Raw genomic sequence first — 14,873 nt, 5'->3', positions numbered from 1 at the left:
AAATGAATGGAGGGTTGCACATGGTAAATCGCACAGCATCGGCACACAAAGGCATCCCAACAACAGAAAATCCGAGGGAAAGACCCCAGGTAAATACCCGGACAACAGGGAAAGGGTCTGGACACCCTCCCAAAAAACTCAGTCCTCTTGATGAGTGGAAGGCTGGCCGGGAAAAAGCGATTGGCAATCCTGACTGGTATATTTATGATAATACAATCAGGAAACTTGTATCTGAGATTAATCGGCATTTATCAACATCTAAAAACATCGAAAAATATAAGCCACTGGACTGGAAATTGATTAAGGCAATGATATGGACTGAAACAGGTGCGACGGTAGCGGCGTGGAAAACGAGACCAATACAGATAGGAAACACAGGAGATGAGGGGATCAAAGAAGTGGTTATTCCTGCTCGCCCTAGAAAGTACAACATCATAATTCCGAAAACATGGAACACATATTTAATCAATAAGACAGATCTTATAAGGAGCAATCCAGAATATAACATCCGGGCGGGCATTGCTCTTTTAATGATAAAAATGTCAGAAACAGAAAAAGATAAAATTGTTTATGACAATGAAAATGAAGATACCTATGAAGTTGTTGAGGGTGATCGTGGTTATAGCTCCATAGCCAAGAAAATAGGTACAACACAGAGTGTTCTTACTAAACTGAATGGCGTTAAAGTCATTCACCCCGGAGATAAACTTAAGTATAAGAAAGCGCATCTGGAACAGTATATACCAGGATGGCTTTTATTTACACCTGAAAACATTCAAAAACAATATAATATAGACCCAACAAAAGCACAACCTGGTCATAGAGGGGATCACACCTATGCGGATAAAATCAGATTCACATACGCTCTCATTGTCGCAGATGAGAGTAAATAACGTTTACAAGGAATAATCAATGAACATAAAAAAAATTCTATGTCTTTTTCTTATATGTGGTGCAGCCAATGCGCATAACATCGATCCTGCGAAATGCAATAATGAGATACAACAGGATGACGTCTATTGGTGCCTTATGGATAAATACCAGCAAAGTGTTATCGCTTTAAAAAAAGAAGAAATTAATGCACAAAAAAGGCTGGAAAGATTCGATAAAAATGAAGGAAAGGAAGGAGGCCTTAATGAAGATGGGACTCTTGCATACGATTCTAACATTCACCTTGCAAGAATAACCTTCCCCGAACTTCATCGTTATTTTATCATTTACAGGGAAAAACAATGCGGCTATGCATCACTTAGTATTGGATCGCTTTCCGGTTATAGGGTTCCAATATCTTCATTATATTGTAAAACCGAGATGAATATTTCACAAATAAAATGGCTTAACGATTATATATAGAGGTTATTATGCGCAAGAAGTTCCTTATTATAATTAATTTCATTATGGCATTTTTTTACTGTAACTATTTATTTGCAGAAAATGTTAACCATATCGTTATTTATGATATGCCGCAAGACTTACGGGATTTTTTTGAAACCGCTGATTCCTGTGAAGGATGGATAAGGGATTTTGATGTTCGTCAAGAAAAATTGACTTATCAGTTTGTAGAGGATTCGATTAAAAGAGACTGCTCAAACATTGAAAATAAATTACTCTCGATGAAAAACAAATACAAGAATAACAAAGATTATTCAGCAAGACTAACGGTCTATGATGATACCATCATAATATATGACGAGTATAAAAAGACGCAAATAAAAAATGAAAGTAATGAGTGATTTTGCGACTATCATTTAATGAGCTAGTGGATGTAGTTATAATGGCGGAGGAGATTCTAAGTATGCAGAAAAATTTCCTTATGTATATGCATTATTTACCTCTGCAACAGGAAATAAAAATCAATGATTAGTATTGTACGGATTTTTATAATATTAGCCACGTTGATATTTAGCTTTTCCTCAATCCATAGTACATATGCAAATAATGTTTATTATCCCAGTAAGAACAACTGTGAATCAGGAGAAGAGGCGGAACTTGTCGACTGCCTGAGAAATGAAGTCATTGAAAGCACTATAACGCTGAGAAAGGCCGAAGAAAATATCAGATTACGTATAAACAAATGGTCTGAAGTCAAAAATGCAGCACTGGATGATGCTATCCCGATTGCACTCTACAGACTGGATAAATCTAATCAAGAGTTTATTCGTTATCGTCTTGCTCAGTGCTCGTTTGCAGAATCATGGGGAAATGGTGTGGGGAGTTTTACTCGCATATATTTCTGTATGGCTGAACTAAACAGACAAAGAGCCGAACAATTGATGCATGCTGATATTCCTAATTATACAGAGGATACGAAATAATCATGACCCGTTTACTGTTATGCTTTTTACTTTTTGTGTGCAACTCATCATATTCACGCGAGGAGCCAGAATATTCAAAAATATATACCCCAGACGAGTATTATTATTTATCTTCTAAAATCCCAAAAGAAGTTCGTCAACTGATAATGAACGTAAATATGGCCCCCCCTCGCCGCCATATTCAAGAAAGAGCTCGTACAGAAGTACGGGCTTTTTGCTTATATATCCCCCAAACCAAGGGGGGATGAGAACCACCGACCGGGGTTCGACACAAAAACGCCGGGAGCGTTTTTGAACAGAGCTTGCTCTGGCCCCGAAGGGGCGAGGCCCAGGGATGGGCTGAGTAGCGGCGCAGCCAGTTGGACAGACGACGAGCCTGCGAGGAGACTGCCCGAAGGGCGAGCGCAGCGAGTCAATCCCCCCCTCACCGCCATATTTAATACAAAATCAAGTAGTTACGATACATATTTGGTTTTGTCCTGCATAAAATGCTGCATAAAGAATCTCGTGTAAACGGGCTTTTTTGTATATTAACTTATTGTTTTTGCTGTGATTTTCATGATGAAAGGTTTGTTTTTGGACCTTTGGCTGCTATGGGGAAGTTGCTGTAGATTCTGTAAAAACCGCCCCACTCCCCTAGCTGAAACGCTTTAGAAAACTTTGCATAAGTATCTCTCGGTAGTAAAAAAGCACCAAGTTCCTCTGTCTGATGCTGCTGTTGTTTTATTAGAAGGCTTACCGCGTTTGAAAGATAACAATCAAGTATTCCCTGCCCCTCGCGCTTGACCTTCCCCCTGTAAACAGTGCCAGTCTAAACTGAAGTTTCCGGTCTTTCTTCCATCTCACAGAGAGGCGCATTGCCATGAAAAAGACCCGTTATACCGAAGAACAGATTGCATTTGCCCTGAAACAGGCTGAAACCGGCACCCGCGTCGGGGAAGTCTGCAGAAAGATGGGAATTTCTGAGGCCACATTTTACAACTAGAAGAAAAAATTTGCCGGGCCGGGCGTGACGGAACTGCGGCGTCTGCGGTAACTGGAGGATGAGGATCAGCGGCTGAAGAAGCTGGTCGCTGAGCTGAGTCTGGACAAGGAGATGCTGCAGGAGGTACTGAACTGACCAGAACACCATGATAAACACTGACAACAAATTAAAAGCGTAGTATTTTTGATTTGCAGCAACAAAATTAATAAGAGTCATGGTAACTAAAAAAACTCTTTTTCTTTTCCTGTACAAATAAGATAAAAATCGCTTCATCCACCACCGCAAGAATATGTATATTATCTGTTATTACTATTTCGATCACACAATATCAAATTAAATATATCTCTATTACCTATCCATTAGTGTAATTTTCTTAAACTGAAAATTTATCATTTACAGCCCAAACTCTTACGCATTTTTTCTTTTAATGGCTCGGCTACTTCTGGACGTAATTTTGAGTATAAATTTTGTACATTTTCACAGCCAGCAGGTTGGCCTGATGATAAAGGTTCTATTTTCGTCAGGATATTCCACAAAATATAAATTGCAAATGCGATTAGCATTATACTTAAAAAATAAATACGGATACCCCGAGCATTAAACAACGCAGGGACATTTGATGTTTCTTGTTTAACGGATGGCACATAATTTACGACTGGAGCAGCAACCTCAGGAATAACAAGTTGTTTTCCATACGGAACGAAGTATGCAGAAATATGCTCTGGGCTATAACGCTGTTCAACACGTTTCCACTCATCTGACGGAATGAGTAAGAACGATAATGTATCACTAAAAGTGCTGTTCTGATATACCCGCAAAGTATATCCATTATTAGCCAATATATGCTCAATGCGCACCAGCTCTGTATCAAAACCATCACTTCCCATTGGGTAGTGAGGAAACACATACTGCGCATCAACCAAATTTATCGTTGCTGTTTCAATCTCACTATCATAATCGAATTTGACCGTGACAGGCTTCTCTCCCTGATTATCTGAAAGTGCCTCAAGCAGGCTAAAAGTCCCCTCTTTCCAGTCAATATTAATTCCGTAGATACTCATAAACAGCGCCTGGTAGTCCTCTAATGCAGACTCAGACAACCACGGTTCTTTATGTTTCTCCAAAAAAAACTTACGCCTTAAAGAGGCTTGTTCATCATCATTGGCAGCAAAAAAATCAGAAAACTCATCCTGTTCTGGTAATTGCATTATGGTTCCATCCAGTATTTTATTAATCAAAAATCGATCCCAGCACCCAATTTCCCCTGCTGTCTATGATAGAATAGAATATGTGATCTCAAAGCGTCAAGGTGACAAGACAAAACGAGCACGCATCCATTCAATAAATGAATAAACCCTGTTAATACAAATAGTTTTAAAAATGATTTATCTGGACAACTGAAATTATCTTTATACTGATAGCAGTACAGCCATTTCTGTAAGTTTAAATGACAGATAAAAAACACGGACAAATCGTTTTACGTTATTTCCAATATTTTTCATTGTCTGCCCTCTGTTTTTTACGTAATCTCTATGTTGTCGCGACGGGAACAATAATAGCGAATTCGCTTATGACGTTTTAGGGGCATTCATAAAAGAGTTTTTTGAAAAATATGAAGAGAGATGAACGGAAAAAGGTTCGTTAAGGCTGGATGCGATCACATTCGCTTACGGCGAACGTAACCCTTTTTACCTGGCTGCTTTTTTCTTCTTCTTTTCGTCCTCAACATGCTTATCAACAGGTGAGTCTTTTAAGCGATTGTTTTGCATTATGTCATCTTCAAGCGATTTTAGATAGCTTGCATCAGTCAGCAAGGCTATTGCCAGCGTTTTCGCATAAAATTGCGCGTGGCTTCGTGTCGTAGGATTTACCGCGTAGGTTCTGGCAAGCTCATGTCCAGGGGAGGCGGTATCACCACTGAAAAAGATTTCGCCTCTTTTCCTCCATCCTCCAGCAATCCATTTCCTTTAAGATACCCTTACAAGATCCGTGTGAAGCAACGGCAGTTAAACTGTTTTGTCACCAGAGATGTGAGATGGGCGTTGCAAAAGAGTGTGAGCTTGTGAGCTAAAGAAGATAAAAGTGGATGCCCGACGCGCAGCAAAATGGTAAAAAACAGCATCAGTAGTAAGAAAAATCGAACGAGTGAAAGAAATTTTAATGCAGGGATTTATGTATGACGAAATCAAAAACGCTTTGTCAGTGATTGATTTTGTTGAATGATTGGCGGAGAGAGGGGGATTTGAACCCCCGGTAGAGTTGCCCCTACTCCGGTTTTCGAGACCGGTCCGTTCAGCCGCTCCGGCATCTCTCCGTATATTGCAATGATGCCAGGTAATTTGGCATTTTAACAGACCCTATTCGGGTAATTTTGTTCAAGTGACGAGTTTACGAGCAAAACGATGATTAAGTGGCCCTGGAAAGCACAAGAAATAACCCAGAACGAAGACTGGCCGTGGGATGATGCGCTAGCTATACCTCTTCTGGTAAACCTCACCGCGCAAGAACAGGCTCGGCTTATTGCGCTAGCCGAACGTTTTTTGCAGCAGAAAAGACTGGTAGCGCTACAGGGATTTGAGCTCGACTCGTTAAAAAGTGCACGTATTGCGTTAATTTTTTGCTTACCGATCCTGGAGCTCGGTATTGAGTGGCTTGATGGTTTTCATGAAGTGCTCATTTATCCCGCGCCCTTTGTGGTAGATGATGAATGGGAAGATGACATAGGTCTGGTGCACAGCCAGCGTGTCGTACAGTCGGGACAAAGCTGGCAACAAGGGCCCATCATTCTGAACTGGCTGGATATCCAGGACTCGTTCGATGCTTCGGGTTTCAACCTCATTATCCATGAAGTCGCGCACAAACTGGATATGCGTAATGGCGATCGCGCCAGCGGTATCCCTTTCATCCCGTTGCGCGATGTGGCTGGCTGGGAACACGATCTCCACGCGGCAATGAATAATATTCAGGATGAAATCGATCTTGTTGGCGAAAGCGCTGCCAGTATAGATGCCTATGCCGCCACCGACCCTGCAGAATGTTTTGCCGTGTTGTCAGAGTATTTTTTCAGCGCGCCAGAACTGTTTGCTCCGCGTTTCCCGGCGCTATGGCAGCGTTTTTGCCAGTTCTATCGCCAGGATCCTTCTCAGCGCTTACGGGTAAGCGCTGCCGAAGGCGACTACGGCGAGGAATCCGAACATTAATTCCTCACTTTGTGGGTTAATTAACCAATTGAATTGGCGCGTTAATTTTACTGTTGACACGTTATAGCGGGCCCAGTATTATGCGCCTCGTTGAAACAATTCCTCTGTAGTTCAGTCGGTAGAACGGCGGACTGTTAATCCGTATGTCACTGGTTCGAGTCCAGTCAGAGGAGCCAAATTTAGGGAAGCAGACGTTCACTGACGTCTGCTTTCTGCATTTATATCAACTGGTTATCTCCTTCTTCAGGTTCAGCCTCGTTCACTAAAAATCATTCGAAGCTATTCCCTTTTGCTGGTAAAGCTGGTTCGATTTGCGTTTTACCGGTACGCCGAGGGAACCGTCATGTCACCGACTGATACCAAAGTAAAAAATGCCAGACCAGCGGAAAAGGCCGTCAAGCTCACTGACGGGTTTGGCCTCTATCGATTCAAAATACTGGCAGACAGGCTATCGCTTCGATGGCAAACAGAAGGTGTTTTCTATTGGGGTTTACCTTGCTGTATCGCTTGCTGATGCCAGACAACGCCGTGACGAGGCCAAAAGGCTGCTGGCTCAGGGGATTGACCCGAACGCAAAAAACAGGCTGATGAAAAAATCCTTCAGGAAAAGCGCGATAAAACCCGCTCGTCCCGTGTCGTCGCCAAAAGCTGATGCGCCATAATTCTGCCTATGATATTGACGGAAATCTTTTCGCCTTCACCAGAAATTTATCTGCCATTTCCGCTACCGGCGTCAGACTGCCTGTATCAACCATTTTCACAAAATATTTCACGTCTAAAGTTCATTCTACCCCCTGCCCTTAATCTCTACGGCGTTATGTCTCAGAATTATTTGCCAAGTGCCTGCCAGTTTTTCACGTTTCATCAGACGCTGGTACATAGCCATTGCGGTAAGGTCACAGCATTTGACTTGTGCAATTACAGACAAAGTTGCGCCATGCCGGGGCAAAGCAGGGATTAGATCAAAACTTCAACGTTTTGTTGTTTTTGTCAGCAAACAAACGCGCAATCTTATTTCCCCCTTTGACAAGCCGATCGCACATCGTTACTATGCGCCCCGTTCACACGATTCCTCTGTAGTTCAGTCGGTAGAACGGCGGACTGTTAATCCGTATGTCACTGGTTCGAGTCCAGTCAGAGGAGCCAGATTTTAGTTTCGGGACATCCTGGCGAGTCCGGAGACGTATTAAAAAACAAGAAGTTATCTTTACCCGGTTGATCTGAGAAGATTTGCCGGGTTTTTTGACATCCATAGTTTTTGGGGCTTAATCGGGGCCTCACGGTTCGTTGAGTAAATGGAGCCCCCTCCTATGGCATTAACCGATACCGCTATCCGCAAGATCAAATCCACCGAGAAATCCTTCAAGATCACCGACAGTTCAGGACCCAACCTGCTGCTCAAACCCAACGGCTCAAAACTCTGGTACATGAAGTACCGCGTTGATGGCAAAGAGAAGAAGCTAGAAGCTAGCCTTCGTTACTATCTGGCGCAGGGGTTTAGCAGGAAAGAGGCGCTGGCGATGGTAGCGATGGATTTGGGGCATGGTGACGGGCGTGGGCGGTATGTGGCGCAGGTGTATAGCCAGTTCTGACAGTCGGCTAAAAACGGGATATAGCCATTCGCCCCCTAAGGCTTACACTTTGAAGTGATTCAGAAAATATCTGCATTTATCTATCATGATATGCAGGCTATCAGCTAAACTACGATAACGTGTTCCTAAATAGTGTGGAATAGCAGATCGCTTTGAAGGAACTCAGCCCGGATTGTGCGATCTGATCAATCGCTAAACATCACCAGTCACCAGCCGGATTGAGCGATGCCAATCATTACACCGATCGCCGAAGTCTGCTATGAACAGTTGAGAATTACTCAGAGTTGTTCATCATCTGTATCCACACCACTAAATTATTAGTTGCGGTTTTTCCCACCCCAATCACACATTAAATCCAGAATTGGCATTAATGATTCCCCTCGTTTTGAAAGACTGTATTCAACTTTGGGCGGTATTTGAGGATACTCCACCCTATTGATTATTCCATCTTGTTCGAGTTCTTTCAGAGTATTACTCAGAGTTTTGAAAGAAATCGTACCGATGCGGCGTTTAAGCTCGTTGTATCGCATGACTGGTTTATTTTCATTTAACCAGTACATAACTATCATTTTATATTTCCCGCTAATTAAGGAAAGAGTATAACCAAAATCGGTTTCCTCCAGGTTGATACCAGTCTGTGAGCATGTCTCAGTCATCATTTACACTCTCCTTTTGGTAAGTATATAACCTAAATTTGCGTACTTCACAAACGACAGGGCCAATCATATACTCCTGAGTAACCCAATCGCAAGTCAGTCCTGAATGAGGAAATGATGAAAAAAACGCTTATAGTTGTCGCTCATCCAAATATTGAAAATTCAGTTGTTAATCAGTGTTGGATAAATGAGTTAAAAAAGTATCCTGATCAGTTTACTGTCCATGAGCTTTATAAAGCATATCCTGACGGCAGGATCAATATCGAGACTGAGCAAAGACTGGTTGAGCAACATGAGTCGCTGGTTTTGCAGTTCCCAGTTTACTGGTTCAACTGCCCTCCCATGTTGAAACAATGGCTGGATGAAGTGTTTCTTTATGGATGGGCATACGGCTCTACAGGCGATAAGCTGAAGAATAAAAAAATAGCTTTGGCTGTAACTGCCGGTATTGAACTTGCAGACTATATGGCGAATGGCCGTTATAAATTTACCATGCAAGAAGTACTTCGCCCATTTGAAATGACGATTAAATATGTTGGTGCTGAATATGTTCCACACTTTGCCTTTTATGGTGCAGAATATAACCCTTCCAAAGAAGTGATTAAAGAAAACGCAGTAGACTATGTTAAGTACTTAACTAAATTAACTTACAGTGAGTTAGTAACAAGTAATTAATGTTAATTTGATAGACCATTCTCATATATTTTCGCTTATGATGCAGTAAATAATATGGTTCTGCTTGCTGCATCAATTAGTGTCTTGATTGCCTTACTTGTAATTAAGCCAAAAGAACACAGTGAAATTTAACCGAACCATTACAAACCAACTCACAAATTTCGTATTGAGTTGGTTATCGTACTGATATTTTGGCTTTGGCACTCAGGTAATTACATAACCGATGTCCACTTTGACACAAAGCTGTCTGTTATGCCCACTTACGGCCAAAGAGTAATCTAAAACATGACAAATATCACATTTCAGAATAGTTATTGCGTTTGGAGCCTTATTGAGGGCTTCACTCCAATTTTAAAAATAAAATCTTCATAAATTCAATATGATAAATCAATATCAGTATCCAGTCAGAGGAGCCAAATTCCTGTTTTCAGGCTTACTTATAAATTCTTATTACCGCAGATTTCAATAAGTTAGCGTTAAAATCTCTCCCGATGCGCATCTGGTTTTTCCTGCGCATCCGGCGAAACTTTAGGCCATTTCAGTTCGATAATGGAGTGACCATCCTGTGTCTCTAACCAGCGCACAAATCCGCAGTATCAAGCATTCTGATAACCCCTTTAAGCTGACCGCTTCTCACGGTCGGTATTTGCTTGTCAAGCAGGGCTTGTGGGTCAGGCGCTCAAGGAGCGTGAAGTGCGGCGCAATGTTTTCGCCTTCCGGCGCGTTTCCTGGCGTAAACGCGATTATCGGCGACAGGTCTCCGGCGATGGTGATGGAGCTCGCGGCACAATAAGGCCTTAGCGGGATGCAAAATCGCCTCCCGCTAAGGCTTCATTCAGCCGCTTTTCATATCACATAAATACGCCTCTTCCGCTCCTGTCCAACAGCAGACGACAGTTCATTTCGTTAGCGAAACGGTGGCTCATTAAACGTGCGTAATTTACGTGAGTGCAAACGATCACCTTCTGCGCGTAGTAAATCAATAGCACGAATACCAATTTGCAAATGTTCTGAAATAGCCCCCTCATAAAACCGGTTTGCCTGCCCGGGCAGTTTAATTTCACCGTGTAAAGGTTTGTCAGAAACACAAAGCAGCGTGCCGTAAGGCACGCGGAAGCGATAGCCCTGGGCTGCAATCGTCGCGCTCTCCATATCAATCGCAACCGCGCGGCTAAGGTTGAATCGCAGCGCCGATGCGGAATAACGAAGCTCCCAGTTACGGTCATCCGTGGTGACGACGGTTCCCGTGCGCAGTCGCTGTTTCACCTCTTCGCCGGGCATTCCGCTAACCGCTTTGGTAGCGTCGTACAGCGCACGCTGTACTTCCGCAATGCTTGGAATCGGAATATCAGGCGGCAGAACGGCATCCAGCACATGATCATCGCGTAAGTAGGCATGGGCCAGCACATAATCGCCAATCGCCTGACTTTCTCGTAACCCTCCACAGTGCCCAATCATAAGCCAGACGTCAGGCCGCAACACGGCCAAATGGTCGCAAATCGTTTTAGCATTTGAAGGGCCAACACCGATATTTACCAGCGTAATCCCCTGCCCATCTGCCGTTACCAGGTGCCAGGCGGGCATCTGATGTTTCTTCCAGGCCAGATCGGAAATAGCCTCTTCCGGCGCTTCCGTTTCTGCCGTGATCCAAATTCCGCCAGCACAGGAAAGCGCGATATAGGGGCTGTCAGGATCAAGAATTTGGCTGCATCCCCAGCGCACAAACTCATCGACATAGCGGGTGTAGTTGGTAAACAAAACGAAGGGCTGAAAATGTTCAACCGGCGTACCGGTATAGTGCCGTAACCGGGCCAACGAGAAGTCAACACGACGCGCGTCGAAGTGCGATAACGGATAGAATTCGCCGGGGTGGAACAGACCGTCTGCTGTCTCATCGCCAATCTGCGCCAGTTCTGTGGTAGGAAAATGGCGCGTTAGCCCGGCGCTCATAGAACGATCCAGCGTCAGAGCTGAGCCGTCGATCACGTAAGGATACGGGATCTCATGGTGCGAGGCCTCCACCGTAATATGCGCGCCATAATCATGGTAAACGAGGTTAAGCTGTTCCAGAAGATAAGTGCGAAATAGCGCAGGCCGCGTAACGGTAGTGGTATAACAGCCGGGATGAGTAAAGCGTCCAAAAGCGCGTGTTTTAGGCGGGTTCGGTGTCGCGCCATCCCAGCTTACAGACAGCGAAGGATAAACAAACAGTCCGTTAAGCCTGGCATGGGGATCGGGCAGCGTGCCGTTATCAACATAGTCAGCGATGGCTTCACGGAGCGCGTTAACCGACTGCTCGTACAGCTCCTCCAGGCGATCCAGCGCTTGCTCGGGCGTCAGGTTTGTGCCTTTATTTTCCATATTATTCTCCTTAGCGTTCACAGGTGAGGCACGTCATTCGATAGTATGACAGCAAAGGAAGAAACTAAAAGGGTTAGCGTAAGGGCGGCGGCAGTAAACATGAACCCTTTAAAAAGAAAAGAGAACTATCTTAGCGCCACCATCATCGCTCAAAAAGAAGGGCACTGGTACAGCCATTTGTTAAATTCATTAAAATTAGTCATATAACCATTTCCCGGCTTTTGCTGACTCGATCAGCATGCTGATAGTGAAATCTGGGACGGGTACAGGCTCCGTTTTCTTGAACGGATGCCATGAAAAAGGGTGATTAGGAAAATAGGTTTCTATTCTGAAGTTACCTCGCTCGACATTGAGTTTCTCGAAGAACTTATTCATGAGATCTTCGGCTTCAAGTTCATCAATGCTCAGATCAGTATCAAGGTCAATCTCTGGTGTTAATTCCACTTGCTTAATGTTGAACAGATATGTGCCAGCATAAGGCCGTACAAGCTCGTAAACTTGCTGTTCAATATTGTCTACCATAACTTATCATTGCCCCGAGCAATGGTATTGTAGTCGCGTATAGTGCGATATGTTATTTGTGACACATCTGCGGCAAGGATAATTTCCCCGATCAAAGGAATGGAACGTCCAACAAACGGCGCAATGTTACGAACCATAACACGTCTGGCTGTCCACGGGGTGTAACCGCCTAACCATGTCGGAAGGGATATTCCAAAGGGAAATTTTGACTTTTTAAACACTGCACGTGCAGTCCTGGACGCGTATGATGTGCCTTTAGTCGCTCCAGCGGGTTTCGCCCTTGTCCAGAGATTATTGCGACCTGATACCAGAGCAACAACGGCCCCGAAATCTGCAACACCAATCCCAAACTGGCTTGCGGTATTCTCACAAAAAATCATAAACAGAAGTTCGGCAGCAGTCAGATTGAATTTTCCTGCATAGAAGTATGTTCCATTTAGTTCTTCTACTGTATCCATTAGAAACTCTATAGCTGCTATTTTGGTTTACTTATTATACAGCCTTGTTTCGAATGAAAGAAATCAATCTTTTGGGAAAGAACGGATCAAGATCACGGGAAATATCTGAAATCAGATGAAAGAGACAGTCGCGATTCCCACCAGGGGCATCACCTGGCAAGCTTGTGTGATCGCTCCGTTTGAACCGAACACATCTATATGTCAGCATACTGATACGGGTTTGATCTTGCGGATAGCGGTATCGGTTAATGCCATCGGCGGGGGCTCCATTTTTCCAACGAACCGTGAAGCCTCCGATTAAGCCCTCAAGAAACTATGGATGTCAAAAAACCCGGCAAACCTTCTCAGGTCAACCGGGCAAAGATAATTTCTTGTTTTTTAAACGTTTCCGGACTCGCCAGGATGTCCCGAAACTAAAATTTGGCTCCTCTGACTGGACTCGAACCAGTGACATACGGATTAACAGTCCGCCGTTCTACCGACTGAACTACAGAGGAATCGTTTGAACGGGGCGAATATTAACGAGGTGCCCCTGGCTTGTCAAAGCCTGTTTTCACAAAAAAAGTTCGTTTGCTGTTTTATTCCACACTTCGGTTAAAATTCACCGTTTCCTGATGATTTTCACAGCAAAAAGCGCTTACTCCCTCTTTACGCGCGGGTATCTCCACAGCCAGCGCCCGCTTACCAGACGCCAGTAAAACAGCGCGCCGCGCACGGCCCAGTCAAGAAACATCCCCAGCCAAACCCCTACAACCCCCATACCCAGCACAATACCAAGCGTATACCCTGCCACAACGCGACAGCCCCACATCCCCAGCATTGATACCCACATCGCAAATCGCACATCGCGCGCGCCTTTAAAACCCGACGGCAACACCCACGCGGCCGCCCAAATTGGCATAAAGGCGGCATTAAGCCAGAGCAGAACTTTCACTACCTCTTTTACGTCCTGCTCCTGGGTATAAAATGAGGCAAACAGACCCGCGAACGGCGCTGTCCCCCAGGCGATTGCCGTAAGTACGATAGTTGACATCCAGAATACATGGCGCAGTTGACGCTCTGCCTGACCAATTTGCCCGGTACCAAGACGCTTACCGGTGATAATAGTCGACGCCGAACCAAGGGCGTTACCCGGCAGGTTGATAAGCGCCGCCACGGAAAAGGCAATAAAGTTGCCAGCAATAACGTTAGTGCCCATTCCGGCGACAAACATTTGCGTCAGTAGCTTGCCACCATTGAACAGCACTGATTCAATGCTCGCCGGAATACCGATACCCATCACTTCCCAGATAATGCCGAAATTCAGCGGCTTCAGATAGCTTTTCAGCGGAATGCGCAGCGCCGGATTAAAACCAATCATCAGCACCCAAATAATCGCTACCGCGCCGATGTAGCGCGAAATGGTTAACCCCAGCCCCGCGCCGGCAAAACCCAGCCCTTGCCAGGAGAAAGCCCCGTAAATCAGGATGCTGCTGATGATAATATTGAGAATGTTCATCCCGCCGTTAATCATCAACGGGATTTTCGTATTACCAGCCCCACGCAGCGCACCGCTACCGATTAGCGCAATTGCCGCAGCCGGATAACTCAGCACCGTCAGTTCAAGGTACGTTAACGCCAGCCCCTTTACTTCTGGCGTCGCCTCGCCTGCGACAATATTAATAATTTCACTGCCGAAATAATGAATGACCACTGCCAACACAACGGCAAATAGCGTCATAATCACCAGCGACTGGCGCGCCGCCGCCCTTGCCCGTCGCCTGTCGCGCTTGCCCAGGCTAAAGGCGACCACCACCGTAGTACCAAGATCGATAGCCGCAAAAAAAGCCATAATTACCATATTAAAACTGTCGGCAAGCCCCACGCCCGCCATTGCTTCCTTGCCCAGCCAACTGACGAGAAAAGTACTGAGCACGCCCATTAGCAAAACACAGGTATTTTCCAGAAAAATGGGGATAGCAAGTGGGGTGATTTCACGCCAGAACAACACCTTGTAACTCTTGCGTTTGGCATACCAGGGCGTACGGACGACAACCTGGCGTAAGGCAGTGGAGACGTTCAAAATGGACCTTAAAGAAGAGAGTTGAAACCACATTTCAATAATGAGCG

14 protein-coding genes, 4 tRNA genes and 3 pseudogenes are annotated in these 14,873 nt (G+C 44.6%); 12 read left to right on the top strand and 9 right to left on the bottom strand.

The features are described from left to right. Window positions 1-20: 20 nt before the first annotated feature. The 5 genes and pseudogenes from ACLD3P_RS08580 to ACLD3P_RS08560 form a co-directional block, all read left to right on the top strand. Window positions 21-893, top strand: a complete 873-nt coding sequence (locus tag ACLD3P_RS08580) for a LysM peptidoglycan-binding domain-containing protein (RefSeq protein ID WP_000248214.1) — start codon at window positions 21-23, stop codon at window positions 891-893. Between the two features lie 19 nt (window positions 894-912). Beyond that, window positions 913-1,353, top strand: a complete 441-nt coding sequence (locus ACLD3P_RS08575) for a hypothetical protein (RefSeq protein WP_131046144.1) — start codon at window positions 913-915, stop codon at window positions 1,351-1,353. A gap of 8 nt (window positions 1,354-1,361) precedes the next feature. Then, entirely contained in the window at window positions 1,362-1,733 is a 372-nt protein-coding gene (locus tag ACLD3P_RS08570) for a hypothetical protein (RefSeq protein WP_001227393.1), read from the top strand. Window positions 1,734-1,856: 123 nt separating this feature from the next. Then, complete coding sequence (locus tag ACLD3P_RS08565) at window positions 1,857-2,315, top strand: lysozyme inhibitor LprI family protein (RefSeq protein ID WP_131046145.1); 459 nt, start codon at window positions 1,857-1,859, stop codon at window positions 2,313-2,315. An 862-nt stretch (window positions 2,316-3,177) separates the two neighbouring features. Further along, window positions 3,178-3,429: pseudogene (locus tag ACLD3P_RS08560) on the top strand (transposase); the annotation flags it as partial. A gap of 260 nt (window positions 3,430-3,689) precedes the next feature. Here the strand turns inward: ACLD3P_RS08560 and ACLD3P_RS08555 are convergent. From ACLD3P_RS08555 to ACLD3P_RS08545, 3 genes and pseudogenes are all read right to left on the bottom strand, one after another. After that, window positions 3,690-4,508, bottom strand: a complete 819-nt coding sequence (locus ACLD3P_RS08555) for a hypothetical protein (protein ID WP_131046410.1) — start codon at window positions 4,506-4,508, stop codon at window positions 3,690-3,692. 480 nt (window positions 4,509-4,988) lie between these two features. Next, window positions 4,989-5,234, bottom strand: a pseudogene (locus ACLD3P_RS08550) (hypothetical protein); the annotation flags it as partial. 290 nt (window positions 5,235-5,524) lie between these two features. Further along, window positions 5,525-5,614: transfer RNA gene (locus ACLD3P_RS08545), tRNA-Ser, on the bottom strand. 88 nt (window positions 5,615-5,702) lie between these two features. Here ACLD3P_RS08545 and mtfA point away from each other — a divergent pair. The 5 genes and pseudogenes from mtfA to ACLD3P_RS08520 all read left to right on the top strand — a co-directional run bounded on the left by mtfA (window position 5,703) and on the right by ACLD3P_RS08520 (window position 8,092). Further along, window positions 5,703-6,500, top strand: coding sequence for a DgsA anti-repressor MtfA (gene mtfA, locus ACLD3P_RS08540; RefSeq protein ID WP_000598920.1), 798 nt, complete (start codon window positions 5,703-5,705; stop codon window positions 6,498-6,500). 100 nt (window positions 6,501-6,600) lie between these two features. Continuing rightward, window positions 6,601-6,676: transfer RNA gene (locus ACLD3P_RS08535), tRNA-Asn, on the top strand. 167 nt (window positions 6,677-6,843) lie between these two features. Further along, window positions 6,844-7,149 (top strand): annotated as a pseudogene (locus tag ACLD3P_RS08530) (Arm DNA-binding domain-containing protein); the annotation flags it as partial. 421 nt (window positions 7,150-7,570) lie between these two features. Continuing rightward, window positions 7,571-7,646: transfer RNA gene (locus tag ACLD3P_RS08525), tRNA-Asn, on the top strand. Between the two features lie 164 nt (window positions 7,647-7,810). Beyond that, on the top strand, window positions 7,811-8,092 hold the full coding sequence (locus ACLD3P_RS08520; protein WP_001219035.1) for an Arm DNA-binding domain-containing protein: 282 nt from the start codon (window positions 7,811-7,813) through the stop codon (window positions 8,090-8,092). A gap of 317 nt (window positions 8,093-8,409) precedes the next feature. Here the strand turns inward: ACLD3P_RS08520 and ACLD3P_RS08515 are convergent, their stop codons facing one another. After that, window positions 8,410-8,751: a winged helix-turn-helix transcriptional regulator gene (locus ACLD3P_RS08515; RefSeq protein WP_023226656.1), complete on the bottom strand. Its 342-nt coding sequence runs from the start codon at window positions 8,749-8,751 to the stop codon at window positions 8,410-8,412. Window positions 8,752-8,865: 114 nt separating this feature from the next. On the opposite strand from ACLD3P_RS08515, the gene ACLD3P_RS08510 reads away from it, so the two are divergent. Next, window positions 8,866-9,423 carry an NAD(P)H-dependent oxidoreductase gene (locus tag ACLD3P_RS08510; protein ID WP_131045164.1) on the top strand — a complete coding sequence of 186 codons (558 nt, stop codon included), beginning with the start codon at window positions 8,866-8,868 and terminating at the stop codon, window positions 9,421-9,423. A gap of 906 nt (window positions 9,424-10,329) precedes the next feature. Here the strand turns inward: ACLD3P_RS08510 and ACLD3P_RS08505 are convergent. Next, window positions 10,330-11,784: an AMP nucleosidase gene (locus ACLD3P_RS08505; RefSeq protein WP_131046411.1), complete on the bottom strand. Its 1,455-nt coding sequence runs from the start codon at window positions 11,782-11,784 to the stop codon at window positions 10,330-10,332. A gap of 45 nt (window positions 11,785-11,829) precedes the next feature. Here ACLD3P_RS08505 and ACLD3P_RS08500 point away from each other — a divergent pair, with 45 nt between their 5' ends. After that, window positions 11,830-11,991 carry a cytoplasmic protein gene (locus ACLD3P_RS08500; protein WP_079944179.1) on the top strand — a complete coding sequence of 54 codons (162 nt, stop codon included), beginning with the start codon at window positions 11,830-11,832 and terminating at the stop codon, window positions 11,989-11,991. Here ACLD3P_RS08500 and ACLD3P_RS08495 read toward each other — a convergent pair. From ACLD3P_RS08495 to ACLD3P_RS08480, 4 genes are all read right to left on the bottom strand, one after another. After that, on the bottom strand, window positions 11,980-12,306 hold the full coding sequence (locus ACLD3P_RS08495; protein ID WP_000228159.1) for a DUF1493 family protein: 327 nt from the start codon (window positions 12,304-12,306) through the stop codon (window positions 11,980-11,982). The two genes, ACLD3P_RS08500 and ACLD3P_RS08495, sit on opposite strands and share 12 nt — an antisense overlap. Continuing rightward, window positions 12,300-12,764: an STM2901 family protein gene (locus ACLD3P_RS08490; RefSeq protein ID WP_047605665.1), complete on the bottom strand. Its 465-nt coding sequence runs from the start codon at window positions 12,762-12,764 to the stop codon at window positions 12,300-12,302. Before ACLD3P_RS08490 ends, ACLD3P_RS08495 begins: the two co-directional genes overlap by 7 nt. Window positions 12,765-13,185: 421 nt before the next feature. After that, window positions 13,186-13,261: transfer RNA gene (locus ACLD3P_RS08485), tRNA-Asn, on the bottom strand. A gap of 140 nt (window positions 13,262-13,401) precedes the next feature. Continuing rightward, window positions 13,402-14,859: an EmmdR/YeeO family multidrug/toxin efflux MATE transporter gene (locus ACLD3P_RS08480; protein WP_001542574.1), complete on the bottom strand. Its 1,458-nt coding sequence runs from the start codon at window positions 14,857-14,859 to the stop codon at window positions 13,402-13,404. Window positions 14,860-14,873: the final 14 nt, after the last annotated feature.

The organism is Salmonella sp. 741265073_HBA (assembly GCF_046569105.1).
GTDB lineage: Bacteria > Pseudomonadota > Gammaproteobacteria > Enterobacterales > Enterobacteriaceae > Salmonella > Salmonella enterica.
Note: the sequence above shows the minus strand (reverse complement) of the source record. Positions and strands in the feature narration are given on the sequence as shown.

Coding starts and splice junctions, on each gene's coding strand:
- ACLD3P_RS08580 (WP_000248214.1), top strand. CDS start 21: ATGGTAAATCGCACAGCATCGGCACACAAAGGCATCCCAACAACAGAA.
- ACLD3P_RS08575 (WP_131046144.1), top strand. CDS start 913: ATGAACATAAAAAAAATTCTATGTCTTTTTCTTATATGTGGTGCAGCC.
- ACLD3P_RS08570 (WP_001227393.1), top strand. CDS start 1,362: ATGCGCAAGAAGTTCCTTATTATAATTAATTTCATTATGGCATTTTTT.
- ACLD3P_RS08565 (WP_131046145.1), top strand. CDS start 1,857: ATGATTAGTATTGTACGGATTTTTATAATATTAGCCACGTTGATATTT.
- ACLD3P_RS08555 (WP_131046410.1), bottom strand. CDS start 4,508: ATGCAATTACCAGAACAGGATGAGTTTTCTGATTTTTTTGCTGCCAAT.
- mtfA (WP_000598920.1), top strand. CDS start 5,703: ATGATTAAGTGGCCCTGGAAAGCACAAGAAATAACCCAGAACGAAGAC.
- ACLD3P_RS08520 (WP_001219035.1), top strand. CDS start 7,811: ATGGCATTAACCGATACCGCTATCCGCAAGATCAAATCCACCGAGAAA.
- ACLD3P_RS08515 (WP_023226656.1), bottom strand. CDS start 8,751: ATGATGACTGAGACATGCTCACAGACTGGTATCAACCTGGAGGAAACC.
- ACLD3P_RS08510 (WP_131045164.1), top strand. CDS start 8,866: ATGAAAAAAACGCTTATAGTTGTCGCTCATCCAAATATTGAAAATTCA.
- ACLD3P_RS08505 (WP_131046411.1), bottom strand. CDS start 11,784: ATGGAAAATAAAGGCACAAACCTGACGCCCGAGCAAGCGCTGGATCGC.
- ACLD3P_RS08500 (WP_079944179.1), top strand. CDS start 11,830: ATGACAGCAAAGGAAGAAACTAAAAGGGTTAGCGTAAGGGCGGCGGCA.
- ACLD3P_RS08495 (WP_000228159.1), bottom strand. CDS start 12,306: ATGGTAGACAATATTGAACAGCAAGTTTACGAGCTTGTACGGCCTTAT.
- ACLD3P_RS08490 (WP_047605665.1), bottom strand. CDS start 12,764: ATGGATACAGTAGAAGAACTAAATGGAACATACTTCTATGCAGGAAAA.
- ACLD3P_RS08480 (WP_001542574.1), bottom strand. CDS start 14,859: ATGTGGTTTCAACTCTCTTCTTTAAGGTCCATTTTGAACGTCTCCACT.